Source organism: Labrenzia sp. 011 (assembly GCF_003075075.1).
Lineage (GTDB): Bacteria > Pseudomonadota > Alphaproteobacteria > Rhizobiales > Stappiaceae > Roseibium.
The window spans coordinates 57,204-83,165 of sequence record NZ_QCYM01000002.1; the positions used below are offsets into that span (position 1 = coordinate 57,204).

Sequence of the window (25,962 nt, forward strand, 5' to 3'; positions counted from 1 at the left end):
CGGGCGGGAGATCCTTCCTCACATTTTCGGAGTTCGGTTGTGGGCGCAGTTTCCCTGACCAATATCGTCAAGCGTTTCGGATCGTTTACCGCGGTCCATCGCATGTCCATGGACATTCCGGAAGGCAGTTTCGTCACCCTTCTCGGCCCGTCCGGCTGCGGCAAGACCACGACGCTGCGGATGATCGCCGGGCTGATCGACCCAACGGAAGGGGAGATCACGATCAAGGGGCAGCAGGTCAATGATGTGCCGATCCACAAGCGCAATCTCGGTCTCGTGTTCCAGAACTATGCCCTGTTTCCGCACAAGACGATCGCGCAGAATGTGGCCTTCGGACTGAAATACCGAAACCTCACGAAGGCCGACATGGACCGCAAGGTACGGGACGTTCTCGATCTCGTGCAGCTTCCCCATGTGGCCGAGCGCTACCCGAAGCAACTGTCCGGAGGCCAGCAGCAGCGGATTGCGCTGGCCCGGGCCATTGTCATCGAGCCGGATGTGCTGCTGCTCGACGAACCGCTTTCCGCGCTGGACGCCAATCTGCGCGAAGACATGCGCGTCGAGCTGAAACGCATTCAGCAGCGGATCGGGATCACCACGGTCTTCGTGACCCACGACCAGTCGGAGGCTCTGGCCATGTCCGACCGGGTGGTCGTCATGTCCGATGGCCGGATCGAGCAGATCGGCACGCCGGAAGAAGTCTACAACACACCGGCCAGTGAATTCGTCTCCAGATTTCTCGGGATCTCCAACATCCTCGACGCGACCTGCACGGAGCTTACCGCGGACGGCCTGTCCCTCGAGCTGCCCGTTTTCGGCCGGATCACCGTGCCGAAAGACAGGGCGCCACATGTGGAGGGACCCGGGCCGGCGAAGCTGGTCATCCGGGCCGAAAAGCTGTTGCTGGCCGATAGCTCGCAAGCCATGGAGGGCCGCCTCGCCCTTGACGGGGTGGTGGAAGCCGTCGTTTACCAGGGGCAGGCAGCCCGCTATTTTGTCCGCATCGGGGACCGACAACTTCAGGCAATCAACATGATCAACGAGCGTCCCTTTCAGGAAGGAGAAACGGTTTCCGTCCGTTTCCGTCCACGAGACTGTGCCGCGCTGCCGGGAGCTTCCGCATGAGTTCACCTGAAAAATCGCACCTCTTCTATCAGTCGCGGCAAAGGCGGCCGGTGCTCGATCAGGCCAAGGGCGTCTACATGTGGGACGTGGACGGCAAGCGCTATCTGGACGGCTCTTCCGGCGCCATGGTCTGCAACATCGGTCATTCGAACCCGCGCGTCCTGGAAGCCATGCGCAGGCAGATGGAGAAATCGACCTTCGGCTACCGGCTGCATTTCGAAACGGAACCGGCGGAAAAACTGGCCGCTAGAACGGCAGCCCTCGCACCGGAGGGGCTGGACAAGGTGTTCTTCGTATCCGGCGGATCGGAGGCGGTGGAAAGCGCGATCAAGCTGGCGCGCCAGAATGCCATCGCGACAGGCGAGGCACAGCGGACCCGGGTCATTTCCCGGGAGCCGAGCTACCACGGCTGCACCCTCGGCGCGCTGGCGCTGACCGGTTATGCACCCCTGACCGCCCCCTTCGAGCCGATGATGCGGCCCATGCCGAAAATTCCGGCTCCACGCGCCTATCTCGACGGCCTCGATCCGGAGGACGAGGCGACCGGCCTTCACTATGCCGACATGCTGGAGGAGAAGATTCTCGCCGAAGGTCCGGAAACCATCCTTGCCTTCATCGTCGAGCCTGTGGGCGGTGCCTCCACGGGCGCGCTCGTTCCTCCCAGAGGCTACATGCGGCGCATCCGGGAGATCTGTACCCGATACGGCGTGCTGCTGATCCATGACGAAGTCATGTCCGGCGGCGGGCGGACAGGAAAGTTCTTCGCCGCCGAGCACTGGGACACCACCCCCGACATTCTGGTCATTTCGAAAGGATTTGCCGCCGGTTACGTGCCGCTGGGGGCCATGATCGCGCACAGGGATATCGTTGCCAACGTGCTCGACGCCGGAGGCTTTCTGCATGGATTCACCTATGCCGGCAACCCGCTGGCCTGTGCGGCCGGCCTGGCTGTGCTGGAGGAAATCGAACGGGAAGACCTTTGCCGCAACGCAACCGTCACCGGAGCGCTGCTGAAGGGCGAGCTGGAGAAACTGATGGCCCGCTATCCGCTCATCGGCGACGTGCGCGGCAAGGGGCTGCTGCTGGCCTTCGAACTGGTCGAGGACAGGGCGAGCATGCGGCCGCTGCCGCAGGAAGTGAACGCCTACAACCAGCTGGTCGACATCGCCTATGACAACGGACTGATCATTTATTCCCGGCGGACGCGCGGCGGCTATCACGGCGATCATTTCCTGGTCGCCCCGCCTATGACCGCAACGCCGGACCATGTGGCGGAGATCATTGAAGGTCTCGACCTGTCTCTGCGCCAGTTTCTGGACAGGATGTCTCAACAACGGGCCCAGGCCAGCTAGTCACAAGAAATGTCAGAAAAAATCATCATCACATGTGCCATAACCGGCTCGATTCACACACCCAGCATGTCCCCTCACCTGCCGGTGACGGCGGAAGAAATCGCACGGCAGTCGATCGATGCGGCCGAAGCCGGTGCGGCCATCCTGCATCTGCATGCCCGCAATCCGGATACCGGCCAGCCTTCTGCCAGCGCCCGGGACTACATGGCCTTTCTGCCGCGGATCAAGACCGGCTGCGATGCAGTCCTGAACCTGACGACAGGCGGCAGCGCGGTGATGAGTCTGGAGCAGCGTCTCGAGGGCCCGCTGCAGGCGGAGCCGGAGATGTGTTCCCTCAACATGGGCACCATGAATTTCGCGCTTTATCCGCTGGCGAGCCGTTTCGACACCTGGCAGCATGCGTGGGAAAAACCCTTTCTGCTCGATTCGGACGACCTCGTCTTCAAGAACACGCCGCGGGATATCGGCCAGGTGCTTGTGCGCATGGGAGAAGAACGCGGCGCACGCTTCGAGTTCGAATGCTATGACGTCAGCCATCTCTACATGCTGCGCCACTTTGCCGACCGGGGCCTGGTCAAGCCCCCGTTCTTCATCCAGTTCGTCTTCGGCGTTCTGGGCGGTATCGGCGCGGATCCCGAGAACCTGCAGCACATGAAGCGCATGGCCGACAAACTGTTTGGCGAGGACTTCCTGTTTTCGGTGCTGGCGGCCGGGCGTCAGCAGATCCCCTTCGCGGCCATGGCGGCCGGCATGGGCGGTCATGTGCGGGTGGGGCTGGAGGACAATCTTTACATCGCCAAGGGCCGGCTCGCCCAATCGAATGCGGAACAGGTCGCCAGAATCCGGGATATTGCGGAGGCGCTCGGCCGCAGCCTCGCTTCTCCCGATGACGCCCGGAAAATGCTCGCACTGAAGGGTGCGGACAGGACAGCCTTTTGACCATGAGCGCGATAGAGATCAGACAGGCCGGGCATGACGACGTCGAAAGGCTTCACTTTGCCCTCGAACGCCTCTCGCAGGAGCTCGGAGACCTACACGCCACCGGTCCGGACGATCTGCTGCGTCACGGGTTCCGCGATCCGCCGGCCTTTTTCGCCCTGATCGCCACCCGGCAGGCGGAGACCGTGGGCGCGGTGCTGGCCTCCCCCCTGTTTTCGACCACACGGGGCGGAGCGGGCCTTTACGTTTCGGATCTCTGGGTGGCCAAGACCGTACGCGGCGCCGGTCTCGGGAAGCGTCTCCTGGCGGCTGTCGCCGATCATGCACCACGACACTGGAACGTCACTTTCGTGAAACTCGCCGTCTATCACGACAGTGCGGATGCCCGCCGGTTCTATCAGCGCCTGGGCTTCGAGCCCCGGGAGGGCGAGACCGTCCTCGACCTGCAAGGTCCGGCCCTGACCAATTTGAGGACTTGCTCATGAGAGCTGTATTCGACGACCGCCAGAGAGCGCATGATCCCAAACACTTCATGGCCAATGGCACGCGCCTGGCAAATCCGGAGCAACCCCGGCGCATAGACGTTCTGAAGGCGGGCGCGGAAGCCGCCGGGTGCCGTTTCGAGGCGCCGGAGGATCATGGCATGGGACCGATCGCGGCCCTGCACTCGGCGGAATATCTGGTCTTTCTGCAGACGATTCACGAGCGCTGGCGACGTATTGACGGTGCGGCGGACGAGGTGATCCCGAACATTCATCCGGACCGGCGCACCGCCAGCTACCCGCGCTCGGCGGTCGGACAGGCGGGCTTTCACCAGGCCGACACGAGTTGCCCGATTGCGGCCGGGACATGGGACGCGGCCTACTGGTCGGCCCAATGCGCCGTGACAGGCGCGGACCTGATCGCCGGTGGCGAACCGGCCGCATATGTGCTGTCGCGCCCCCCCGGACATCATGCCTTCGCGGATCTCGCCGGCGGGTTCTGTTTTCTGAACAATTCCGGCATTGCCGCCGAACGGCTGCTGACGGCCGGGAAACGGCCTGCCATTCTCGATATCGACGTTCATCACGGCAACGGCACCCAGGGCATCTTCTATGAGCGCGGCGATGTTCTGACCGTTTCCATCCATGCGGACCCGATCCGGTTCTATCCGTTCTTCTGGGGACACGCCCATGAGCGCGGCGAAGGCGCCGGGCGGGGCTGCAATCTCAATCTGCCACTGGTCCGCGGCACGGGAGACGACGCCTATCTGAAGACGCTGGAAACGGCCTTCGCCCATATCCGCGCCTTCGGCGCCGATGTGCTGGTCGTCGCACTCGGTCTGGACGCCCATGAGAACGATCCGCTCAAGGGCCTTGCCATCAGCACTCCGGGGTTCGGCCGGATCGGCGGCGCCATCGCCCGCCTCGGTCTTCCGACGCTCTTCGTGCAGGAAGGCGGCTATCTCAGCGACGATCTCGGCGGGAACCTGACACAGGTCCTGAAAGGCTATCAGGACGCATGATCGAAGTTTCCGACTATCTGATCATTGGCGGCGGTATTGCCGGAACGGGTGCGGCGGCACGCCTTGCTCCGGAGGCCTCCATCACGGTGCTGGACATGGAGGATGCGCTCGGGCGCCATTCCACCGGGCGCTCGGCGGCGATCTATATCCGCAACTATGGCAATGCGACCCTGAGAGCTCTCAACGCTGCCTCTGAGCCGGTGCTGGAAACCCCGGAGGGGATTTCGGACCACAGCCTTCTGTCTGCGCGCGGGGAGCTGCTGATTGCCACGGAAGACGAGCGGGACGCGTTCGATGCCTATCTGCAGGGCGCGGCGGGCATGGAATTGCTGACCGCCGGCGAAGCGGTGTCGCTGTTTCCTCTGCTGCGGAAGGACAGGATCGCCGCCGCGGCCATCGAGCGCGCTGCAAAGGACATCGATGTCGACCGCTTCCTGCAGGGCGCCGCGCGCCTTGCCAGGACCCACGGCGCGCGGTTTGTCCTGTCGGCCCCGGCGCAGCGTATCATCCGGTCGGCGGGAAAATGGCGGGTGGAAACACCGAAGGGGGCGTTCGAGGCCCCTGTCCTGATCAACGCCGCCGGCGCCTGGGCAGACGAGATTGCCGGCCTGGCGGGTGTCAGAAAGGTTGGCCTTGTCCCCATGCGCCGCTCCGCCGCCATCGTGCCCGCGCCGCTGGGTGTGGATGTCACCGGCTGGCCACTGGTCGCGAGCGCGTCTGAAAGCTGGTACGCCAAGCCGGACGCCGGCAAGCTGATGGTCTCTCCGGCAGACGAGGATCCGGTCGAACCCCATGACGCATGGGCGGACGACATGGTGCTTGCCGAAGGCCTTTACCGGTTCGAACAGGCCGTGACCATGCCGGTGACCCGTGTGGAACGCAACTGGGCGGGATTGCGCAGTTTCGTCCCGGACCGGACGCCGGTCGTGGGCTTCGCGGGCGATGCGGACGGATTTTTCTGGCTGGCGGGACAAGGAGGGTATGGCGTCCAGACGGCTCCGGCCCTATCACAGCTCACGGCGGATCTCTGTCTGGGCCGGAACTCCGAATTGGGGAGCGATGTCGTCCAGGCCTTGAATCCGGGCCGTCTCCTTTGAGCGGTCGCGATCTTGTCAACACGGAAGGAAATCAGACATGTCCGATATCAAGAGGCTGAATGTCGGCCCGCGCATGAGTCAGGCCGTCATTCACGGCGGCCTCGTTTGGCTGGCCGGCCAGGTCGGCAACCCCGGCGAAAGTGTCGAGGACCAGACCAGGGTGATCCTGGACAAGATCGAAAAGCTGCTGGCCGAGGCTGGCACCGACAAGTCCCGGCTTCTTCAGGCAACGATCTGGCTTGCCTCGATGGATGATTTCAACGAAATGAACGCCGTGTGGGATGCCTGGGTCGACCCGGAAAATCCGCCGACCCGCGCCTGTGGTGAATCCCGGCTGGCCACCCCGGACTATACGGTCGAGATCATCGTCGTCGCAGCCACGGCGGCCTGACGCTCGTCCTGAGGCGTCCTGCAGAATCATGGGTGCCGCGTTCCGCGCGGCATCCTTGCAAAGATATTTGACTGAGCAAGCCGATCTGGCCGCGCCACCGAACCAGCCCGCCCGAAAGATCCGAAGGCGCTATGACGTAACCGCGTTCTGTTCGCCGGGGAGCTTTCCGGATCCCGGCCAGCAGCCGGTGCGGGCCGGAACGCTGTCCGTCAGTCCACAGGATCGGCGGCCCCAGGATCGGCCCCGCGTTCTTGTTCCCGTTCGTCCACCTGTGGCGGCATCGCGAGACGGGCGATCAGCGCCACGAGGGTGGCGAAGCTGACCGGAGCGGATGATCTGCGGGTTTCGGTGTTTCCGGGGCTCGGCATGATCTCTCCATCGGTATTGCTTTCATGGCAAACGTTTCAAGTCCCGACAGGTTCAAAAAAGAATCCGCTGCGTCATGTTCTCCCCGACAGGAGCGCATTCCGAGGGCAGGCGCTTCAGGCGGTCGGGTCTCCCGCCATCGCCGTCAATGCCTCCATGACCTGTTCAGCAGCACTGCCACGGTGAGCGGATGGCAACAGCCAGAGAGAGATGGCCTCCCCTGCGGGCACCGTTTTCGCAAACGGTGCCACCAGCGCACCGGACGCCAGATGAGGGGCGACCAGAGACCTGCGGGACATCAGCACACCGGCGCCGCTGAGGGCTTCCTGAAGGGCGAGCGCATAGAGGGAAAATACCGGGCCGCGCGGCGCGAATCCTTCCCCCGGCATGGCCTCTTCCGCCCAGGCTGTCCAGTCTGCAGCCCAGGCCGTGTCCGTCAGGCACACGGCTTCCTTCAGGTCCTGCGGGTTTGCAAGCGTCCTGGCCATCTCCGGCGTGCAGACCGGCAGGAGTTCATCTTCCGCAAGCCGCACCCTGTCCCGGAGCGGCTTCGAGTCATAAAAGAGACAGAGATCGAACGGGACGCGTTTCAGGTTCGGTGGCCGCTCCAGTGCGGTCACCGAGATATCGACACCCTCCAGACGGTCGCGAACGGCGGGCAGCCTTGGCGCCAGCCAGAGCTGAGCCAGGGCCGGCAGCGCGGCGACATGCACCTTTTGCGGAGCCGCATCGCGCCTGAGATCACGCACGGCGTCTCCCAGCACGTCAAAGGCCGCGACGAAGCCCTGCAGGGCTCTTTGCCCCAGAGGCGTCAACCGGACACCCCGCGCCTGGCGCACAAAGAGAGCCGCGCCGATTTCCTGCTCCAGGGACTTGATCTGGGCCGCCACCGCGCCGGAGGTCACATGAAGCTCCTCGGCAGCCGGGGCAAAGCCCCCCAGCCGTGCGGCGGCTTCGAACGCCTTCAGCGCATTGAGGGAGGGGAACCGGGGAGACGGCGGAGACACGGACATGACAAGACCCAATTTTTCTAGCCCTTGAATTTCTAAAATCTGATTTGCGATCCTGCAAGCTCCTGTCCAGTCTGCAGCAATGATTTTACCGGAGGTGAACCATGACCGCTCTTGACCTGCGCCCCTGGCTGCCTGCTGAGGCCGCTGCCCGTATCGATGACATCACCGGCCGCACGGAGGCCCTGTCGTCGGAGCAGATCGCCCTGCGCATCGAAGCGCTGGCGCAGGAGAACCGCAAGATCCACGAGCGGGACTGCTTCAATCTCAATCCGGCGACGAACGTGATGAACCCGAAAGCGGAGGCCCTGCTCGCCAGTGGCCTGGGCTCACGCCCCTCCCTGGGCTATCCGGGCGACAAATACGAGATGGGCCTGGAGGCCATCGAGGAGATCGAGGTGATCGCCGCGGAACTTGCTGCGGAGATCTTCAACGCGACATACGCGGAAATCCGTGTCGCCTCGGGTGCCCTTGCCAATCTCTACGGGTTCATGGCGACCACCAGGCCGGGCGATGCGATCATCGCGCCGCCGGCCTCGGTCGGCGGGCATGTGACCCACCACGCTCCGGGCTGCGCGGGCCTTTACGGGCTCGAGATCCACGAAGCGCCCGTCGATCCGGACGGCTACACGATCGATCTGGACGGGCTGGGGGAGCTGGCCCTGAAGGTGCGTCCCAAACTCATCACCATCGGCATGAGCCTCAATCTCCACCAGCACCCGGTGGCCGCCATCCGCGCCATTGCCGACGAGAGCGGAGCAAAGGTGCTCTTCGACGCGGCCCATCAGTGCGGCATGATCGCCGGCGGCGTCTTTTCCGATCCGCTGGCCGAGGGGGCCCACATGATGACCATGAGCACCTACAAGAGCCTGGGCGGTCCGGCGGGTGGCCTGATCGTCACCAACGAGCGGGATCTCTCGCAGAAGCTCGATGCGATCGCCTTTCCCGGCCTGACCGCCAATTTCGACGTTGCCAAGGCGGCGGCGCTCGCCATCACGCTGCTGGACTGGCGCGACCATGGCAAGGCTTACGCGACCGAAATGGCGGCCACCGCCGCTGCGCTGGCCGAAGCCCTGGCAGCCGATGGCCTGCCCGTCTTTTCCACCTCGAAGGGCATAACCGCCTCCCACCAGTTCGCGCTGGAGGCAGCAGCCTTCGGCGGTGGGCAGACAGCGTCAAAGAAACTGCGCAAGGCGGGATTCCTGGCCTGCGGCATCGGCCTGCCGGTCGCGCCGGTCGACGGGGACATGAACGGTCTGCGTTTCGGCACGCCCGAGCTGGTCCGCTGGGGCATGACGCAAAAGGACATGCCGGCGCTGGCAAGGCTGATTGCCGAGGCGCTGCGCTCAAACGATCCCGAAGCCATGGCCGGACGGGTGGCCGAATGGCGCAGGAGTTTCGACACGCTGCATTATATCAGCGCATAGAGGCGCGCGCCGGAGACCGGAAAGCCGGCGTTCATTTCTTGCCCAGAAACAACGCCGTAAGGAAAGGCAGCACCAGAACCATGCCGGTGAAGCGTGCGATCTGGTGCGCTGCGACGAAGGCCGGGTCGAGATCGAGCATATAGGCGAGAATCGTCATGACCTCCAGACCTCCCGGTGCGTAGGCAAGCAGGGCCTGACCGAAGGGAATGTGCACCAGTTCGGCCACGATCCATGCACCCAGTAGCGACGTGAGGAAGGCGGCGGTGAAGGCCGCCAGAGACGCACCGAGCACGCTGACAAACTGGCGCAGGGTCATGGTGCCGAACCGGCAGCCGATAAAGGCGCCCATCATCATGAAACAGGGCAGCGTGACATAGTCCGGCAGTATCAGGACCAGCACGCCGCTGGCATTGAGCCCGGCGCTCATGAAGAAGGCACCGGTCATCCTGCCTCCCGGAATGCGCAGCTTGATGGCCAGCCAGCTTGCGGCCAGACACAGGGGCAGCCCAAGCAGGAAATCCATCGGGCCGGATACGGCCCCGGCGCCCGCCGCCCCGTCCACCTCTCCATTGGACGCAACGACCGCGAACGGGACGACCGCAACCAGAATGAACAGACGCAGGGACTGGCTCGAGGCGATGCGCGGCAGGTCCGCGCCGCGGTCCGTGGCGAGGCCCATGACGTAGGAAAGCGCTCCCGGCAACGCGCCGAAATAGGCTGCTTCCTTCGTCCATTTGGCACCGAAATGCAGGACCGCGTATCCGGCATAGGTCACACAGATCATGACCACCACCAGCATGCCCATGGACACGGGCCACTCACCGGCCCGATCCACCACATCCGGGTTGACGCCCGCGCCCATCGAAATTCCGATCAGAAAGAACATCACCTCCCGGAGCCGCACCGGAATGTGGGTGCGCACTCCGCCCAGCGTGGCGACCGAGACGAAGACCATCGCACCGGAAAGCCAGGCTGCCGGCAGACCCATGAGATGGAAGGCACCTCCGCCCAGGACAGCGAACAGGAGCGTGACCACCAGGCGGCCGCCGGAAGTATCGAGCGCGGAGAAGGACATGGGGAACCATTGACAGATGCAGGGTTTCGGATCGTGAACCCTATAGGATTATTGACTATCTTTTGCATGGTTGATTGCACCAATCAACATGAAGAAGAAACGTGAACGCGGGCCGGGCCGCCGACGAGCGTTGCGGACACCTTGCCTTAGGGTTTGATCCCAGACCGGCTTGAGAAAAATCAAGGCGGCAAATGCGGATTGCCGGGACAATCGATCCATGATGAAAGATCCGATTCCGCACGCTCTGCGCAATGTGCCACGCTACACAAGCTACCCGACAGCACCGCATTTTCATGCCGGCGTGACGGGCGAAACCTATGCCGGCTGGCTCGCCGATCTGACGCCCGACGACTCGCTGTCGCTCTACCTGCATGTCCCCTTTTGCAGGGAACTCTGTCACTATTGTGGCTGCCATACCAAGGCGACACGACGCGAGGCCCCGCTCAAGTCCTATGCCGCGACGCTGGCGCGGGAAATCATGCTCGTTGGCGAACATCTGAGAGGATCGGGGCCTGTCCGCCATATTCACTGGGGCGGTGGCACACCCAGCCTGCTGCCGAAGGACAGCCTGATCGAACTGACCGGTCTCATGCGGGTTCTGCTCGATTTCGCGCCGGACATGGAACACGCGATCGAACTGGATCCGCGACTGGTCACGCCGGAGCTGGCCGCGACACTCGCCACGATGGGGGTCAACCGCGCCAGTCTGGGCGTTCAGGATTTCGATCCCGAAGTACAGAAGGCCATCGGACGAATCCAGCCATTCGACGTTGTTGCCAGAGCAACCGCCGACCTGCGTGCCGCCGGTATCGGCGATCTGAATTTCGACCTGATGTACGGCCTTCCGGGCCAGTCACCGGACACGATTCTGGACTCGGTCGAAAAAACCCTGTCGCTTGCGCCCGGTCGTATCGCGCTGTTCGGTTACGCGCATGTTCCCTGGATGCGCAAGCACCAGCGGCTGATCGACGAAGCCGCGCTTCCCGGACCCGCCGAGCGCCTGTCGCTTGCGGAACTTGCCCGCCGCGAACTCCAGGACGCCGGCTATATCGCCATCGGGCTGGATCACTTCGCCCGTCCCGATGACAGCATGGCGATCGCACTTGCGAACGGCTCCCTGAAACGCAATTTCCAGGGCTACACCACGGACCAGGGCGAACAGCTCATCGGCTTCGGCGTCTCGTCCATCGGCAGGCTTTCGGCGGGATATATCCAGAACCAGACGGATGTGGGCAACTGGCAACGCAGCATCGAGGCAGGAAAGCTGCCTGTCTCCAAGGGGCTCGCCCTGTCGGCGGATGATCGCATGCGCGCCCGGATCATCGAGGATCTGATGACCAACTATGCCTGTGACCTGACGCCCGTATGCCAGGAATTCGGCCATACGCCGCAGGATCTCGCCGACGCACTCAGGGCCCTGGAAGAGCTCGCCGCCGACGGCCTTGTCCGTCTTGACCGCGGGGCGAACGACAATGCGAAGGTAGAGGTCACCGAGGCCGGGCGCCCCTATGTGCGGCTCGCGGCAGCCGCCTTCGATGCCTATCTGGCTGACAGTCAGGCATCCGGAAAGGCCCGCCATTCGGCGGCGGTCTGACCGCCTTGACGGGGGGGGGGCAAAAGGGACCCTGCCGGTGCCGGAGACCAAAAAGCCGCGGTGTTGCCGCGGCTTTCGAATTCAGACAGTTCCTACGACCTTCAGTGCATGCCGGTCATCTGGCACAGGCTGCAGATCCTGTTGAGGTGGATCCTGTCCGCCTTGTCCACGCGAATCACGCCGCGGCGCTTCAGATCGGAAATGACGCGGCTGACGGTCTCGATGGTCAGGCCGAGATAGTCGGCAATTTCCTGGCGGGTCATGTGCAGGCGCAGGTCGCAGCTGTCATCATCCGGGTTCGTCGGCCCGGTACAGTCGAGACCGCCGCGATCAGGCACGAGATGCATGAGGAAGCTCGCAACCCGTTCCACGGCGGATTTGCGTCCCAGCAGAACCGCATGTTCATGCAGCCCGCGCATCTGGTTGGACAGGCATCGGGCCAGGGTTCTCTGTAGCTCATTCGACTGCTCGACCTGCCTCAGTTCGACTTCCTGAACGAGGGCATCCGTCAGCGTCTCCGCCGTGCAGTCATTCTCCTCACCATTCGCCAGACCGAAGATGTCGCCCGGCTGCAGCACTTCGACCACCTGGCGACGGCCGTCGGGAAGCAGCTTGTATAGCATTACCGAGCCACGAAGCAGTTCGTAAAGTCGCCTGGCCGGATCACCCTCGTAGTAGATGACCGCATGGGGGTCGTAGTGAACCGCCTTGCCGCCGAAATCCGAAAAGGATGTCCGGGCGGTCGCGCACACAGGCGCTCCGCCGCTCGTGGCAACTGCGCCCTGCCCCCGGGTACCAACCTCGAAATATGCCATGTGTCCCTCCTTCGTGCAGAATTGCACGGTCTCAGATTTGCAATGACAGCGGTTGCGTCGGCTGCCGGTGCTGCAACTTGCGCACCAAAAGTGAGGAAATCCGTCTGTTCCCGCCTGGCGCCCCGTCCGACACCAGCAGCTTGCAACCGTGAATCTAACTACTTTAATTTTCTGGAGAAATTCGGGCGACTGCGTAAGCGGAACTACATATGGGTTGCAATGACGCAGGGACACGACATCGCAGCCGGACGGACAGCATCCGGACCCGGCTCAGGAGACCGTCCAGGCGTGGCGCCATTGCGGCCTGAACGCTCTTTGATTTTACTCCATCGCCGCGGCAATTGCCTCAATCGACAATGGTTTTCTCAGGATCTTCAGTTCCGGTATTTCCTTCAGGTGCTGCGTCAGTTTCGCCTGCGATTTTCCCGAGATCGCCAGGACCTTCGGCGGGCGCGGCATGCGTTCGAGTATGCGGACGATTTCCGTTCCGCTCATTCCCGGAAGGCCGAGATCGACAATGACCCAGTCCCCGGCGGAAATTTCAGCACCCGATATGAAGGATTCTCCGTCCGGATAGACTCTGGACGGCCGGTCGAGCCCCTCGAGCGCCAGGGCAAGCGCATCGGCGACGGCGACATCATCTTCAATAATATGAACGACCAACAGACTACATTCCCCGTATCCCGGCGACATACCGGGTCCGAGGTATCAGACTATGGGAGTATGGTGTCAACAGCTGTACGTGTAACTTCGTATTCGCATTATTACCTATAGAACAGCGCAGCCGGACGTCTCAACCGTCCGTTCTGCCTGCCAATACGATCCGCACGAGGTCCGCAGCATTGCGCGCGCCGAGTTTTTCCATGATTCGCGCCCGGTGTACCTCCACCGTCCTGGGGCTGATGCCAAGCGTTCTGCCAGCTTCCTTGTTGGAAGCGCCGTTGGTGATTTCCTTCAGGACCTCCAGCTCGCGGCGCGTCAACATTTCGGCGCCGTGAAACGAAAGCGCGCTGTCATGCGGCTGGCGCTGCTTCATCGCGGCGATGCTTTCCTTGACCCGCTCGAGCACGGTTTCAGCGGAAAAAGGCTTCTCGACAAAATCGAAGGCGCCATTGCGGATGGCTTCGACCGCCATGGGAATATCGCCCTGCCCGGAGATGATGAAGATCGGAGCCGGGTAGTTCTCCGCGTTCAGCGCCTTGAGAATTTCGATACCGGACCGGCCGGGCATGTGGACATCCAGCATCACACACGCCGGCACCGCCTTGCTTGCCGAATTTACGAAGGTATCGCCGTCCGAAAATGTCTCGACCACGTATCCTTCCATGTTGAACAGGACCGAAAGCGCGTCGCGAACCGCAGGGTCATCGTCAACAATGTAAATGGCTTCGGGGTCAGCTTCCATTTGTGTCTATTCCTCACCCAGGTGGTCATCAGTGGTCTGTTCGGTCCGCGACTGCAGCGCGCCGTCGTTCGGCGGGTCGACCGGCAGCGTCAGCAGGAAGGATGCCCCGCATCCTTTCGGCGCCTCCTCAAGCTTCAGATCGCCTCCGTGATTTTGCGCAATGGAGCGGGAAATCGCCAAACCCAGCCCGACCCCCTTTTCCTTCACGCCGGTGAAGGCCCGGAACAGGCCCTCAACGAGTTCGTCCGGAACGCCCGGACCGTTGTCCTGCACCCGAAACTCGAGCTTGTCTTCGTTTCGGCCGACCGACAAGGTCACTTCCCTGACCGGCAGGTCCGCAACCGCTTCGCGGGCATTGCGCAGAAGGTTGATGAGGATCTGGCGGATCTGCACGGGATCGGCAGGCAGCAGCGGCAGGTCGTCTTCCAGTTCGGAATGGAGAAAGGAGGAGCCGTCGCCGCTGCCCAGTTCGGCCATCTCCAGACAGTTTCTGACCAGTTCCGCCACATCGACCATCTGGCGCTCCGGCGCCTTTTTCTCGACCAGTTGCCGCATGCGCTGGATGATTTCGCTCGCGCGCTCCGCTTCGCGAACCGCCTTTCCGATCACATCGAGAATGAAGGGGTCGAGCGTGTCGTCGCTTCTTGCCTTGCGCGACACCGTCTGCAGATAGAGGAGCACGGCTGTCAGGGGCTGATTGAGCTCATGGGCAATGGCCGCGCCCATTTCGTCGAGAGCGCTGATCCGCGTCACGTGCAGCAGTTGCGCCTGCGTCTTGGAAAGCCTGTCTTCAATCTGCTTGCGCGGCCGCAGATCCCGCAGGATGCCGATGAACTGGCGGCCGACCGGCGTGGATGCCTCGCCGACGGACAGCTCTATCGGAAACACCGTTCCGTCCTTGTGACGGCCCTGCACTTCCCGGCCGATACCGATGATCTTCTTGACGCCCGTCTCGAGATAGTTGTTCAGATAGTGGTCGTGCACGGCCGCATATTCGTCCGGCATGATCCTGCTGACATTGCACCCGAGCAACTCCGCGGCTTCGAAGCCGAACAGTCTTTCGCAGGCCTTGTTGAATGCGAGGACCAGACCGCGATCATTGATCACCACCATGCCGTCGGCAGCCGTATCGAAGACACTTGCAAGTCGTGCCTCCGATTCACCCGCAGTTTCTTCGTCGTGATCAAAAACACTGTCGCGCGGCATCTGGGTTACCCTGGTGGCACTCACGTTCTTTCAAGGTTTACGGGCTTTTACGTATACCAGCAACCCATCAAACGTCTAAAACTCTGGCAACCAAGCACTTATACGCCGCACCGCTTCCTGGAGATGATCTTCCCGCCGGGCAAAGCAGAGCCGCAGATAGTTTTCCCCGCCCGGACCGAAAGCCGTACCGGGTGCCAGGCCGACGCCGGTCTGGTGCACCAGATCGAGGGCGAAGCGGCGCGTGTCGGTGACACCATCGATTGAAAAGAATAGATAAAAGGCGCCCTGCGGCGGCAGAACCTTCACCCGGTTCAGACCCTTCAGACCGGAGAGCACGCATTCCCGCCCCCTTGCAGCACGCGCCACCTGCTCGCCCAGAAAGTCCCGGCCCTCCGTCAGCGCGGCCACAGCGCCCCACTGGGAAAAGGACGGAACACCCGAGGTGGAATACTGGATGAGATTTTCGATCACCTGGCCGAGAACGGCGGGCGCGGAAATCCAGCCCACCCGCCAGCCGGTCATCGCCCAGTTCTTGGACATGGAATTGACGAAGATGATCTGGTCGTCGTCGTCATCGGCGATATCGTAAAACGACGGCGCCCGCCGGCCTTCGCCGTAGTAGAAGAACGCGTATATCTCGTCGGCGATGATCCACAATCCATGCCTGCGGGCAAGATCCAGGAACGCCTTCAGCACCGCTTCATCCGCGACCCAGCCGGTGGGATTGCAGGGCGAATTCAGGAAAAGCGCCTTCGTGCGCGGCGTGATTGCCGCCTCGACATCCTCGATATGCAGGCGCCAGCCGTTTTCTTCCTCGCGCATGGGCACGGAGACCACTCGGGCACCGCGCAGTTCGACCGCCGCGGAAATATTCGGCCAGGCAGGGGTGGGCACGATGACTTCGCTGCCCGCGCCCGCCACCGCCTGGACGGCAAGCTGAATGGACTGCATACCGGACCCGGTGACGAAGAAGCGCTCCGGCGCGAATTCTCTGCCATAGGTGTCCCGGTGATAGGCTGCCAGCGCCTCACGCAACGGCGGAATGCCGCGCTGATACGTGTAGAAGGTTTCTCCCCGCTCAAGGGAATCGCTGGCCGCCCTGCAGATGAACTCCGGCGTGGGCAGATCCCCTTCGCCTGCCCACAGGGGGATCAGATCGTCCCTGCCCCGCCCCGCATTGAAAACTTCGACAATTCCGCTTTCCGGCGCATTCCTGGCTTCCGGGCTGAGGCGATCGATCAGGCTGGTCAACGGGCTGGAACCTTTCATGGTAACAACTGACATTTTCCGGGGCCCGCCAGGGCAAAGGCGGTCCGGAGTAAGGCGAGTGGTTGCCGGTCGCAGCCTCCCGATCCGCGGAGAAACGCGTTGATTCGCGGCGGCAAACCATAGCCGGTTTGCCGCTCGGTGAATTATCAAAGGATGTGAAGAAGACATCAACGGCGGTGATCAATTCCGGTGCTTCGCAGCAGCGTCGACGGCCGTGCAAGGCCCTGTCTTGGTCGCAAGGTGGATAGACAGAACGCAAAAGCTATGATCGGATTGTGAAAAGCCCGGCCGGACGCCGGACGCGACAAGCGCACCCGCGAGAGGCGCGCGGAAGATATCAACCCGATCGGGAGGACGGGACACCGTATCAGCATGCACGGATGGATCGTGATATTGGCCGCCACGGCCTACATCCTGCTGCTGTTCGCCATCGCCAGCTATGGCGACCGCACACCGCGCCGCTATTCGTCGAGAACCGGCGGCAGACCGTTCATCTATGCCTTGTCGCTGTCGGTCTACTGCACCTCCTGGACCTTTTTCGGCTCGGTCGGCAACGCCAGCCGGAATGGCGCCGAGTTCCTGACCATCTATATCGGGCCGCTGATCGTCTTCGCGCTGGGATATGCGCTGCTCAGCCGGATCATCAAGATATCCAAGGCCGAGAGCATCACCTCGATCGCGGATTTCATCGGGTCGCGCTACGGCAAGAGCCAGTCGGTGGCCGCTGTGGCAACCCTGATCGCGGTGATCGGAATCATTCCCTATATCGCCCTTCAGCTCAAGGCAGTCTCCCTGTCGATCACCACCATGATCGGGCCACTGACGTCTCCGGGCGACATCTTTACTCCGGTCTTCGACGACATCACGCTGCTGATCGCGCTCGGCATGGCGATCTTCAGCTGGGCCTTCGGCACCCGCCATATCGACGCGACCGAGCACCAGGAAGGGCTGATGCTGGCAATTGCCGCAGAAGCCGTCGTCAAGCTCATCGCCTTTTTGGCGGTCGGAATCTGGGTCACCTTTGCCCTGTTCGACGGCCCCGTTGATCTGGTCCGGGCCATAGCAGAAGCCCCCGAGGTGGCCGCCGTGTTCGAGAAGCCGCCCAACACCGGCAACTGGCTGGTGATGACGGTTCTCTCGTCCTTTGCGGTTCTCCTTCTGCCGCGCCAGTTTCACGTCACGGTGACGGAAAACAATTCCGACGCCGAGTTGCGCCGCGCCGTGTGGATGTTCCCGGTCTATCTGGTTCTGATCAACCTGTTCGTCATTCCCATTGCGGCCGCCGGGCTGCTGCGCTTCGGCCAGGATGTCAATCCGGACACCTTCGTGCTGGCCCTGCCGATCGACGCCAACCAGCATTGGGTGGCCCTGTTCGCCTTCATCGGCGGCCTCTCGGCCGCAACCGCCATGGTGATCGTGGCGACCGTCGCGCTGGCCATCATGATTTCCAACGACATCGTCGTTCCGCTGCTGCTGCGGCGGCACGGGGAGGAGGAAATCATCCGTTCCGGCGGCAAGGACATGAGCAGCCAGCTTCTCACGATCCGGCGCCTGGCCATTTTCGCAATCCTGCTGCTGGCCTATGCCTATTACAAGGCAGCCGGCGACACCGCCGCCCTGGTCTCCATCGGCCTGCTGTCCTTCGCGGCAATCGCACAATTCGCACCGGCCTTTGTCGGCGCGCTGTTCTGGCGCCGGGCGACATCCCTCGGTGCTCTCGCCGGACTCAGCGGCGGATTTCTGTGGTGGGCCTATACGCTCCTGCTGCCGACATTCGCACAAAGCGGCCTGATCACCGGCGGCTTTCTGCAGACCGGCCCCTTCGGCATCAGCATGCTCAATCCCCAGTCGCTACTGGGGATCGAGATCGATCCCTTCATACACGGAACGCTCTGGAGCCTGTTCGTCAACATCATCCTGTTCGTGGGTGCCTCCTTCCTCAGGAAGCCGCTTCCGGCTGAAACCCTTCAGGCAAATGTCTTCGTTCCGGCGGAACTGACGCCCTCGCCCAATCTGCGCTACTGGCGGACATCGGTTAAGGCCGGCGATCTGCAGGCGACGGTTGCCCGTTATCTCGGCGAAGAACGCACCGAGCGTTCGTTCAAGCGGTTCGCCAGCGAAAGGGGGATCCAGCTCGATCCCAACACGCTGGCCGACGCCAATCTGCTGCGGTTCTCGGAACAGATTCTGGCCAGCGCGATCGGCGCGGCGTCGTCGCGCCTGGTGCTGACGCTGATGCTGAAACGGCACGATCCCTCGACCAAGGGGGCCGTCAAGCTGCTGGACGATGCGTCCATCGCCATTCAATACAACCGGGACCTGCTTCAGACCGCGCTCAACCAGGTGCGTCAGGGCATCGGCGTTTTCGATCAGGATCTGCGGCTGATCTGCTGGAACCGCCAGTTTCGGGACCTGCTCGGCCTGCCCGCGGAATACGGCCAGGTCGGCACCTCCCTCGACGCAATCCTGCGCTACAACGCGGAACGCGGCGAGCACGGGCCGGGCCCTGTGGAGGCGATTGTCGCGGACCGGCTCGAGAAACTGGTCATGATCCAGGAAACGTTCCAGGAAAAACTGACATCGAGCGGGTCCGTCTTCGAAGTCCGGATCAGCCCGATGCCCGATGGCGGCATCGTGACGACCTATACCGACATCACGGAGCGGGTCATGGCGGAAGAAGCGCTCGCGCGGGCCAACGAAACCCTCGAACGGCGGGTCCGGGAGCGAACCGAGGAGCTCACTCACGTGAACGAGCGCCTTGTCGAGGCCACAAGGGCGGCGGAAGAAGCCAATATCGGCAAGACGCGCTTTCTGGCTGCGGCCGGGCATGACATCCTGCAACCGCTGAACGCCGCCCGCCTCTACGCTTCCGTGCTGGTCGACAAGCTCAAGGACGGCGGTGACGGCAATCTCGCAAGCAACGTGGAATCGGCCCTGGAATCGGTCGAGGACATTCTGGGAGCCGTGCTCGACATCTCACGCCTGGATACAGGCGCCCTGAAACCGGAGCCGACCGTGTTCCGTCTCGATGAACTCTTTCGCGGCCTGGCTCTGGATTTCCGGCCAGTCGCCGAGGAAAAGGGGCTGGACCTCAGGATCGTGCCGACCGACCTCAGTGTGCGGACGGACAGGCGTCTTCTGCGCCGCCTCCTCCAGAACCTTGTGTCCAACGCGCTGAAATACACCCAGCAGGGCAAGATTCTGGTCGGCTGTCGCAGGCGGGGCAATCGTGTGCTTGTGGAGGTTCACGACACGGGAATGGGCATCCCCAAGAACAAGCAGAAAGCCATCTTCCAGGAATTCCACCGGCTGGACGACGGAATGCGGATGGCAAAGGGTCTCGGGCTCGGCCTGTCCATCGTCGAACGGATCAGTCATGTGCTGGATCATCCGGTGGAATTGCGCTCGGAAGCCAATCGCGGCTCCTGCTTTTCCGTCGAGCTGCCGCGTTCGACCGCCCTGCCTGATCTGCCCCCCGTCCAGCAGGCTCCGGCGATTTCCGGCCATCTGGACGGTCTCGTCGTGGTAGCGATCGATAACGAACCGGACATCCTGAGCGGCATGCGCCATTTGCTGTCCAGCTGGAAATGCCATGTCATCGCCGCCGCCGACGATGTCGAAGCAGCCGCGCTTTTGAGCCAGGCTTCAGTGACGCCGGATGTTATCCTGGCCGACTATCACCTGGACAACGGCACCGGCATCGAGGCGATCCTGAAACTGCGGTGGAAATTCGGCGCCCAGATCCCGGCGCTTCTGATTACTGCGGATCGCAGCCGGTCGGTTCGCACGGAAGCCGGCGAAAAGGACATCACCTTCTTCAACAAGCCGGTCAAGCCTGCCGCCCTGCGGGCCTATCTGGCCCGTTTTCAGGCAGGGCACGCGGCGGAATAGGCAGCTTCCCGTACCCGGTCAGGACCAGCGCGTCTCGGCTGTCCGCTCGGCCTGACAAGCCGGGAAGCCGTTCAGAAGCGGTCGACCTTCAGACCTTCCATCGCGTCCGGTTGGGGATCGGCCGTTCCGAGTGCCGAAGGGTTTCGGGGCGCCGTGCTCGGTGTGCGATTCTGCCAGTCCTCTTTTCTGATCCTTGCGATCTGCACCGGGCTGGCTTGCGGCTTGCCGAAATAATAGCCCTGCATGGTATCGCAGCCGAGCGTGCGCAGGGCGTCGACCTGCAACTGATGCTCGACCCCTTCGGCCGTGACTTCAAGTCCGAGATTATGCGCAAGAGCAATGACGGCGGAAATGATGGCCAGACCATCGCTGCGTTCGCCGATCTCGTCCACGAAGGACTTATCGATCTTGATCTTGTCGAACTTGTACTGCCGCAGATAGGACAATGAGGAATAGCCCGTGCCGAAGTCATCCAGGGCAATCCGGATACCGTGACCGCGCAATGTCTCCAGCTTCCGGGAGGCGGAACCGTAGTCCTGCAGGAAAACGGATTCGGTGATTTCCAGCACGAGACGCTCGGGCGGGAATCCTGTTTCCGCCAGCACGGACATGATGTGCTCGACGAGATGGGGGTCCATGAACTGTACCGAAGACAGATTGACCGCGACGCTTTCCAGCTCCGGGCACTGCGCGGCAGCGGCACAGGCCTTGCGCAGCACCCAGCTTCCGAGCGGCAGGATGAGGCCGGCATGCTCGGCGATCGGAATGAAGGTATCCGGGGGGACCTCTCCCCTTGTCGGATGCAGCCAGCGCACCAGCACCTCGCTGGAAACCACCTTGCCGGACCGGGCATCGACAATCGGCTGGAAATCCACATTCAACTTGCCCAGATCGAAGGCTTCGCGCAGATCGGATTCCAGCGCGCGGCGCTCGCGCACCTCCCTTTCCATCTCGCTTTCGAACTCAAGCGCCCTGCCCCGGCCTCCCTCCTTGGCCTTGTAGAGGGCGATATCCGCCTTGCGCATCAGGTCGTCGATCGTGTCGCCGCCGTCTCCCAGGCGGGCAAAGCCGACCGTCGCGCCGACAGCGAAATCCCGCCGGCCGATCCGGAAGGGCTTGCGCGTCACATTGACGAGGTCCTCGGCGAACGCCCTGGCTGCCTCGTCGCTGACAAACCGGCCAAGCGCGGCGAATTCATCACCGCCAAAGCGCGCCAGCATGGTGCTGCCTTCGCCGAGCTGGGCAAAGCGCTTCGCAACCTGCCTGAGCAATTCATCGCCGGCCGGATGTCCGCTGGTGTCGTTGACCACCTTGAAATTGTCCAGGTCGATGAGGAACAGGGTCACATTGGCAGTCGATGACCGGCGCTGTTCCTCCAGAAGCAATTCGGACTGCTTCAGGAACCAGCTCCTGTTGCCGATTCCGGTCAGGGAATCGTGTTCCGCAAGGTGGGAGACGAGGGCACTGGCCCGGCGGGCCTCGGTAATATCGGAGGCAACGCCCCGATAGCCCGCAAACGCGCCCGTGTCGTCAAAGACCGGGTGGGCCGTCAGCGACCACCAGCGGCCTTCGCCCTGGACATCGACACCGATGACGATATCCCGGAACGCTTCCTGCGAAGCCAGGGCGTTTTCCAGGTCCGCCACCGCCGCGCGTGCATCGCCGTCGTCGAGCGAAGAGGCCAGATCAACCATGCGAAGGGCGTGAAGCGCCTGCCGGGAACGCCCGCTGGCATGCAGGAACCGGCCCGACACATTCCGCAGACAGCCGGCCGCGTCCGTTTCCCAGATCCAGTCGCTGGCTTTTTCCTCGAATTCGTTGAGCAGTAGGGCAATCAGCTCACCCCTGTGTTTCAGCTCCGCCTCGGCAAGAAAATGCGAGGCGAACAGCCAGCCGGAGGCGGTGACGCTGCCGATGACCACGAGCGTGCAGCTCAACAGAAGGAAGAACAGCGGCCACATGTAGGCATGGCCATGGATGGCGAGTGTGATCGACGAGGCAAGAAAGAGGATGGCCACCCAGCGAAAGGCTGCCTGGGGAACGGTCGCCAGGGCAAAGCCGCCGCTGCAAATCATCGCCGTCGTCACGCAGGAAGCGATCCACATTCCGGCGGTATTGCCGTTGGCAAATGCTGCAATCGGCACGACCGCCCAGAGGAAACCGAAGATCGTCGCGTAGCGAACGGTCCTGGTCAGGTCCCTGCTGGAGGCAAGTTCAATCGGCGTCCCCTTGATCATTATCCATTTGAACAGGGTGACGCCAAGCAGGATGGCGATGGCTGCCATCCAGGTGCCGATGTAGGGTGTCGGCAGGAACTGCAGGAACACCGGAGCCACAACAACCGCGTTGATGATGGTGGCCGCAACGATGAAAGGCGTCAGACGAAGGATGCCGGCAATCTGCGCTGCACGAACCCGCCGGGCCAGCAGCTCCTCGACCACCGGATAGCCGAACGCCAGAACCAGCGCACGGCCGGTCTCGTCCCCTGACGATCCATTCGGTCCGATCAACTGATGCCAGTTGCGGTTCCTGCCCTGGGAACCCGGAGACAGAAATGCCATGCAGACTGTCCAAAGGATCAGTTTCCAATTGGCACTCAGCCCCATTTCATCTCACAATCGCTACCCGTTGATTTCATGCCGTATGGGCCCCCCGCGTCACGGGATAGCGGCATTCCCTGAAATTCCGGTAAAAACGATGGTGCGAATCTGCTGGTATTCTTGATGTTCTGCTCTTCTGCGCAGCGTGCACCTTCGGCATCGCAAAGCGTCCAACCCGTTCACGACGCACGCCTTTTCCATCCCGGACAAGCGTTTCCGGGCGATCTCAGGGGCAGTTCGAAATATTTTTCGGGCGGAAAGAAACGGGCCGCGTCAGGCCTGCGCGGTTTGCTGCGCCTCGCCGCCGATCTGCCATTGTCCGGCTTCGATCTTCGAGGCGGCGATGACGGCCTGGGTCCGGCTTTCCACGCCCAGTTTCTGCAGGATGGCGGAAACATGCGCCTTGACGGTGGCCTCGGAAACCGACAGTTCGTAGGCGATCTGCTTGTTCAGAAGGCCTTCGGACAACATCATCAGGACGCGCACCTGCTGCGGCGTCAGGGTCGAAAGCCGCTGCACCAGATCGCCGCTGCCGTCATCTGCGGTCAGATCGACATCCGGCGGCGTCCACATGTTTCCGGACATGACTTCGGATATGGCCTGGCGGATCACCTCGATGCCATGTGACTTGGGAATGAACCCGGAGGCTCCGAATTCAACGGCCCTGCGGATGGCCTGCGGGTCCTCGTTCGCGGAAACGACAACGACCGGAACGCCGGAATACTGCGCGCGCAGATACATCAGCCCTGAAAAGCCGCGCATTCCCGGCATGGTCAGATCCAGAAGGATCAGATCGACATCGCCGTCCTTTTCCAGGCTGGCGGTGACATCCTCGAGCGCACCGGCCTCCTCGATGAACGCTTCGGGAAACTGCGTTTCGAGCGTTTGACGCAAAGCGCCCCGGAACAGCGGATGGTCATCCGCGATAATAAACCGATACGATGTCACCGACACGCTGACTTTCCTCCCTCAACGGTCTTTTCGCCGCTTCACTACCCTGAATTGCCGAACGCACCAGCCTCCCTGTGCGCTGCGAAGCCGCTTGACCGGCCGGGTTCCACCCCGCGTCGCGGCATTGTTCAAGTATGTTTGCAACAATGAATGCACGCAAGTCAAACCATGCTTTTAGCCGACATTCTTTATTTTGCCGTATCATGACATAATGTCCGGCCCCGAGGCCGCCCCGCCTACCGCTAAGTATAAACTCAGGCCCGGAGCAATTCCGGTCACGGCAACTTAAGGTTTATTCGAAACCTTCCGCAGAAGAACTCCTGAGGACCCTACGCTTAGACCGGCCCCAACCATACATTTTTTCCACAGAGTGCTTTTCTAGTTGATAATTAACGCAAAGACGGCAACAAATGAATTTGTCAAAAATGTAGACATAATCAAAATCGCTGAGCGCACGAAATTTAAGTATGACACTCCAGGCAACTTTATTTTCATTCGTAAACCGCTGGGAATGCGACGAAAACGATCACTTGAATGTACAGTTCTATTTCAGCCGGTTCGAAGAGGCCGACCGTCAGTTCCGGCTGGCGTCCGGTCTGAGCGAGACCCTCGTCGGCGCACGCCGGGTCCGCCATGTGCGTTACCACGCGGAACTTCGCACCGGCGATCTTATAACTGTTCATTCCTGCGTTGCATTCGATGGACCTCACATGCTGACGGTTGTGCATGAAATGCGCAATGCCGGCACCGGCATCCTTGCGGCCACGGCGCTCGACGGCTATGAGCCCAGCGCGAATTCCGCCAAGACCCTGCGCCAGAGATTCAAGGATTTCCAGTGCACGATGCTCGCGGAGGCCACTCCCAGGGGTATTCAGACCGGTCCGTCCGGACTGCGTGCGACCCTTTCAGGCCTTACCGCCAAGGGCGCGGCAATCTGCTACCGGGGAACCGTTCTGCCTCGGGATATCGGCGTCGACGGCAAGGCGGACGATCAATATGCCCTGTCCTGCTGCACGGATGGCGTCGCCCATGTCTGGCAACGGACTCCGATGACCCACGCCTATCTGAACGAAAAGGGTTATGGCCGGGTCGCGGCGGAAATGAAACTGACCTGGGTCACACCGCTGAAAACCGGCGACACCGTGGCGATTGCAACGGGCTTCACCGGGGTCGGCGCGAAGATATTCACGATGCGCCATCATCTGTTCGAAAGCCGGACAGGCCGCCTTGCGGCGACCCTGGACGTCGTGGCGCTGACCATGGACCTGTCGACACGCACCGCCGTCGAGTTGCCTCCAGAGGCACATCAAAGCATCAACAAGATGCTGATCGACTAGGGTGTGAACTCCTAAAGCGTGTCGCGTCAGTTGGCGCTGTCTTCGCTCTCGCCCTCGAAATCCTTCTGAAGGTCGCGGACCATGCCGAAAAAGCGGCGCATGGCGCTTTCGGTGAAAGTCAGGACCTTGTCGAGTTCTTCCTCGTCCTCCTCCCGCAGCTTCAGGGGCAGATCCTTGCCCTCATCGCCGGACTTCGGCCTGTCGAGAGCCGAGCCAGGGGGCAGTAGCTTGTCCGTATCACCGTCTTCCAGCTCTTCGATACGGGCCGCCAGCCGATCGACCTCTTCCGAAAGTTCGTTGATCTCGGCGAGATAGGCTTCCTCAGCCAGGGGAACCGGATTGCAGCGCCAGGCGTCGCTCTGCTCGACACAGACGGAGACCGTGCCGTTCTGCCGGTCGATTCTCAGGATTTCACCATCAACGGCCACAAGCGAATAGCGGCCGGGCTGCCCGTCGGTCACGGCTTGGGACGTTTTCGGATCGACAGTATCCTGGGCGATGGCCGCCGCAGCCAGAAAAGCCAGCACCGGCACGCTTCCCGCAATGGAAGCCGACAGGGTTTTGCAGAAGGTCATGAACGCCTCTTAAAGTTTCCGGCAACGCAAGCT

General features: G+C 62.3%; 22 protein-coding genes. 11 read left to right on the plus strand and 11 right to left on the minus strand.

What is annotated here, in order from left to right; all coding sequences use genetic code 11:
• Nucleotides 1-39 precede the first annotated feature (39 nt).
• From DCO57_RS03115 to DCO57_RS03145, 7 genes are read left to right on the plus strand one after another with little or no spacing between them, the layout of a single operon-like run.
• On the plus strand, nucleotides 40-1,125 hold the full coding sequence (locus DCO57_RS03115; RefSeq protein ID WP_116697412.1) for an ABC transporter ATP-binding protein: 1,086 nt from the start codon (nucleotides 40-42) through the stop codon (nucleotides 1,123-1,125).
• Nucleotides 1,122-2,477 (plus strand): aspartate aminotransferase family protein, encoded by a 1,356-nt coding sequence (locus tag DCO57_RS03120; RefSeq protein ID WP_116697413.1) that lies wholly within the window; start codon nucleotides 1,122-1,124, stop codon nucleotides 2,475-2,477. The genes DCO57_RS03115 and DCO57_RS03120 overlap by 4 nt, the downstream gene beginning before the upstream one ends.
• Before the next feature lie 9 nt (nucleotides 2,478-2,486).
• Nucleotides 2,487-3,416, plus strand: a complete 930-nt coding sequence (locus tag DCO57_RS03125) for a 3-keto-5-aminohexanoate cleavage protein (RefSeq protein WP_116697414.1) — start codon at nucleotides 2,487-2,489, stop codon at nucleotides 3,414-3,416.
• A gap of 2 nt (nucleotides 3,417-3,418) precedes the next feature.
• A complete protein-coding gene (locus DCO57_RS03130; protein ID WP_116697415.1) occupies nucleotides 3,419-3,901 on the plus strand; it encodes an N-acetyltransferase in 483 nt (160 codons plus the stop codon).
• Nucleotides 3,898-4,920, plus strand: coding sequence for a histone deacetylase family protein (locus DCO57_RS03135; protein ID WP_116697416.1), 1,023 nt, complete (start codon nucleotides 3,898-3,900; stop codon nucleotides 4,918-4,920). Before DCO57_RS03130 ends, DCO57_RS03135 begins: the two co-directional genes overlap by 4 nt.
• Nucleotides 4,917-6,017, plus strand: a complete 1,101-nt coding sequence (locus DCO57_RS03140; protein ID WP_116697417.1) for an FAD-binding oxidoreductase — start codon at nucleotides 4,917-4,919, stop codon at nucleotides 6,015-6,017. Before DCO57_RS03135 ends, DCO57_RS03140 begins: the two co-directional genes overlap by 4 nt.
• A 37-nt stretch (nucleotides 6,018-6,054) precedes the next feature.
• The gene (locus DCO57_RS03145) at nucleotides 6,055-6,408 is read left to right on the plus strand and encodes a RidA family protein (protein ID WP_116697418.1); all 354 of its coding nucleotides are present in this window, start codon (nucleotides 6,055-6,057) and stop codon (nucleotides 6,406-6,408) included.
• Nucleotides 6,409-6,617: 209 nt separating this feature from the next.
• Here the strand turns inward: DCO57_RS03145 and DCO57_RS23465 are convergent, their stop codons facing one another.
• Both DCO57_RS23465 and DCO57_RS03150 read right to left on the minus strand, forming a co-directional pair.
• The gene (locus DCO57_RS23465; protein WP_165814623.1) at nucleotides 6,618-6,776 is read right to left on the minus strand and encodes a hypothetical protein; all 159 of its coding nucleotides are present in this window, start codon (nucleotides 6,774-6,776) and stop codon (nucleotides 6,618-6,620) included.
• Nucleotides 6,777-6,890: 114 nt separating this feature from the next.
• Nucleotides 6,891-7,787 (minus strand): LysR family transcriptional regulator, encoded by an 897-nt coding sequence (locus DCO57_RS03150; RefSeq protein WP_116697706.1) that lies wholly within the window; start codon nucleotides 7,785-7,787, stop codon nucleotides 6,891-6,893.
• Nucleotides 7,788-7,888: 101 nt separating this feature from the next.
• Here DCO57_RS03150 and DCO57_RS03155 point away from each other — a divergent pair, with 101 nt between their 5' ends.
• Nucleotides 7,889-9,211, plus strand: a complete 1,323-nt coding sequence (locus tag DCO57_RS03155) for an aminotransferase class I/II-fold pyridoxal phosphate-dependent enzyme (RefSeq protein WP_116697419.1) — start codon at nucleotides 7,889-7,891, stop codon at nucleotides 9,209-9,211.
• 31 nt (nucleotides 9,212-9,242) lie between these two features.
• Here DCO57_RS03155 and DCO57_RS03160 read toward each other — a convergent pair whose 3' ends face one another.
• Nucleotides 9,243-10,286, minus strand: coding sequence for an AbrB family transcriptional regulator (locus DCO57_RS03160; protein ID WP_116697420.1), 1,044 nt, complete (start codon nucleotides 10,284-10,286; stop codon nucleotides 9,243-9,245).
• Between the two features lie 217 nt (nucleotides 10,287-10,503).
• Here DCO57_RS03160 and hemN point away from each other — a divergent pair, with 217 nt between their 5' ends.
• A complete protein-coding gene (hemN, locus tag DCO57_RS03165; RefSeq protein WP_116697421.1) occupies nucleotides 10,504-11,880 on the plus strand; it encodes an oxygen-independent coproporphyrinogen III oxidase in 1,377 nt (458 codons plus the stop codon).
• A gap of 101 nt (nucleotides 11,881-11,981) precedes the next feature.
• Here hemN and DCO57_RS03170 read toward each other — a convergent pair whose 3' ends face one another.
• From DCO57_RS03170 to DCO57_RS03190, 5 genes are all read right to left on the minus strand, one after another.
• On the minus strand, nucleotides 11,982-12,695 hold the full coding sequence (locus DCO57_RS03170; RefSeq protein ID WP_116697422.1) for a helix-turn-helix domain-containing protein: 714 nt from the start codon (nucleotides 12,693-12,695) through the stop codon (nucleotides 11,982-11,984).
• A gap of 321 nt (nucleotides 12,696-13,016) precedes the next feature.
• Nucleotides 13,017-13,358 (minus strand): response regulator, encoded by a 342-nt coding sequence (locus DCO57_RS03175; protein WP_116697423.1) that lies wholly within the window; start codon nucleotides 13,356-13,358, stop codon nucleotides 13,017-13,019.
• Nucleotides 13,359-13,488: 130 nt separating this feature from the next.
• Entirely contained in the window at nucleotides 13,489-14,100 is a 612-nt protein-coding gene (locus DCO57_RS03180; RefSeq protein WP_116697424.1) for a response regulator, read from the minus strand.
• Nucleotides 14,101-14,106: 6 nt separating this feature from the next.
• Complete coding sequence (locus DCO57_RS03185) at nucleotides 14,107-15,306, minus strand: PAS domain S-box protein (RefSeq protein ID WP_116697425.1); 1,200 nt, start codon at nucleotides 15,304-15,306, stop codon at nucleotides 14,107-14,109.
• A gap of 75 nt (nucleotides 15,307-15,381) precedes the next feature.
• The gene (locus DCO57_RS03190; RefSeq protein WP_244287870.1) at nucleotides 15,382-16,590 is read right to left on the minus strand and encodes a pyridoxal phosphate-dependent aminotransferase; all 1,209 of its coding nucleotides are present in this window, start codon (nucleotides 16,588-16,590) and stop codon (nucleotides 15,382-15,384) included.
• Between the two features lie 357 nt (nucleotides 16,591-16,947).
• Here DCO57_RS03190 and DCO57_RS03195 point away from each other — a divergent pair, with 357 nt between their 5' ends.
• Nucleotides 16,948-20,466: a PAS domain-containing hybrid sensor histidine kinase/response regulator gene (locus DCO57_RS03195; protein ID WP_116697426.1), complete on the plus strand. Its 3,519-nt coding sequence runs from the start codon at nucleotides 16,948-16,950 to the stop codon at nucleotides 20,464-20,466.
• A gap of 71 nt (nucleotides 20,467-20,537) precedes the next feature.
• On the opposite strand, the gene DCO57_RS03200 is transcribed toward DCO57_RS03195, so the two are convergent.
• On the minus strand, nucleotides 20,538-23,027 hold the full coding sequence (locus DCO57_RS03200) for an EAL domain-containing protein (RefSeq protein ID WP_208977767.1): 2,490 nt from the start codon (nucleotides 23,025-23,027) through the stop codon (nucleotides 20,538-20,540).
• A gap of 312 nt (nucleotides 23,028-23,339) precedes the next feature.
• Nucleotides 23,340-24,020 carry a response regulator transcription factor gene (locus DCO57_RS03205; protein ID WP_116697428.1) on the minus strand — a complete coding sequence of 227 codons (681 nt, stop codon included), beginning with the start codon at nucleotides 24,018-24,020 and terminating at the stop codon, nucleotides 23,340-23,342.
• 527 nt (nucleotides 24,021-24,547) lie between these two features.
• Between DCO57_RS03205 and DCO57_RS03210 the strand changes: the two genes are divergently transcribed.
• Nucleotides 24,548-25,354 carry a thioesterase family protein gene (locus DCO57_RS03210; protein WP_208977768.1) on the plus strand — a complete coding sequence of 269 codons (807 nt, stop codon included), beginning with the start codon at nucleotides 24,548-24,550 and terminating at the stop codon, nucleotides 25,352-25,354.
• 26 nt (nucleotides 25,355-25,380) lie between these two features.
• Here the strand turns inward: DCO57_RS03210 and DCO57_RS03215 are convergent, their stop codons facing one another.
• Complete coding sequence (locus tag DCO57_RS03215) at nucleotides 25,381-25,929, minus strand: hypothetical protein (RefSeq protein ID WP_205756071.1); 549 nt, start codon at nucleotides 25,927-25,929, stop codon at nucleotides 25,381-25,383.
• Nucleotides 25,930-25,962 lie beyond the last annotated feature (33 nt).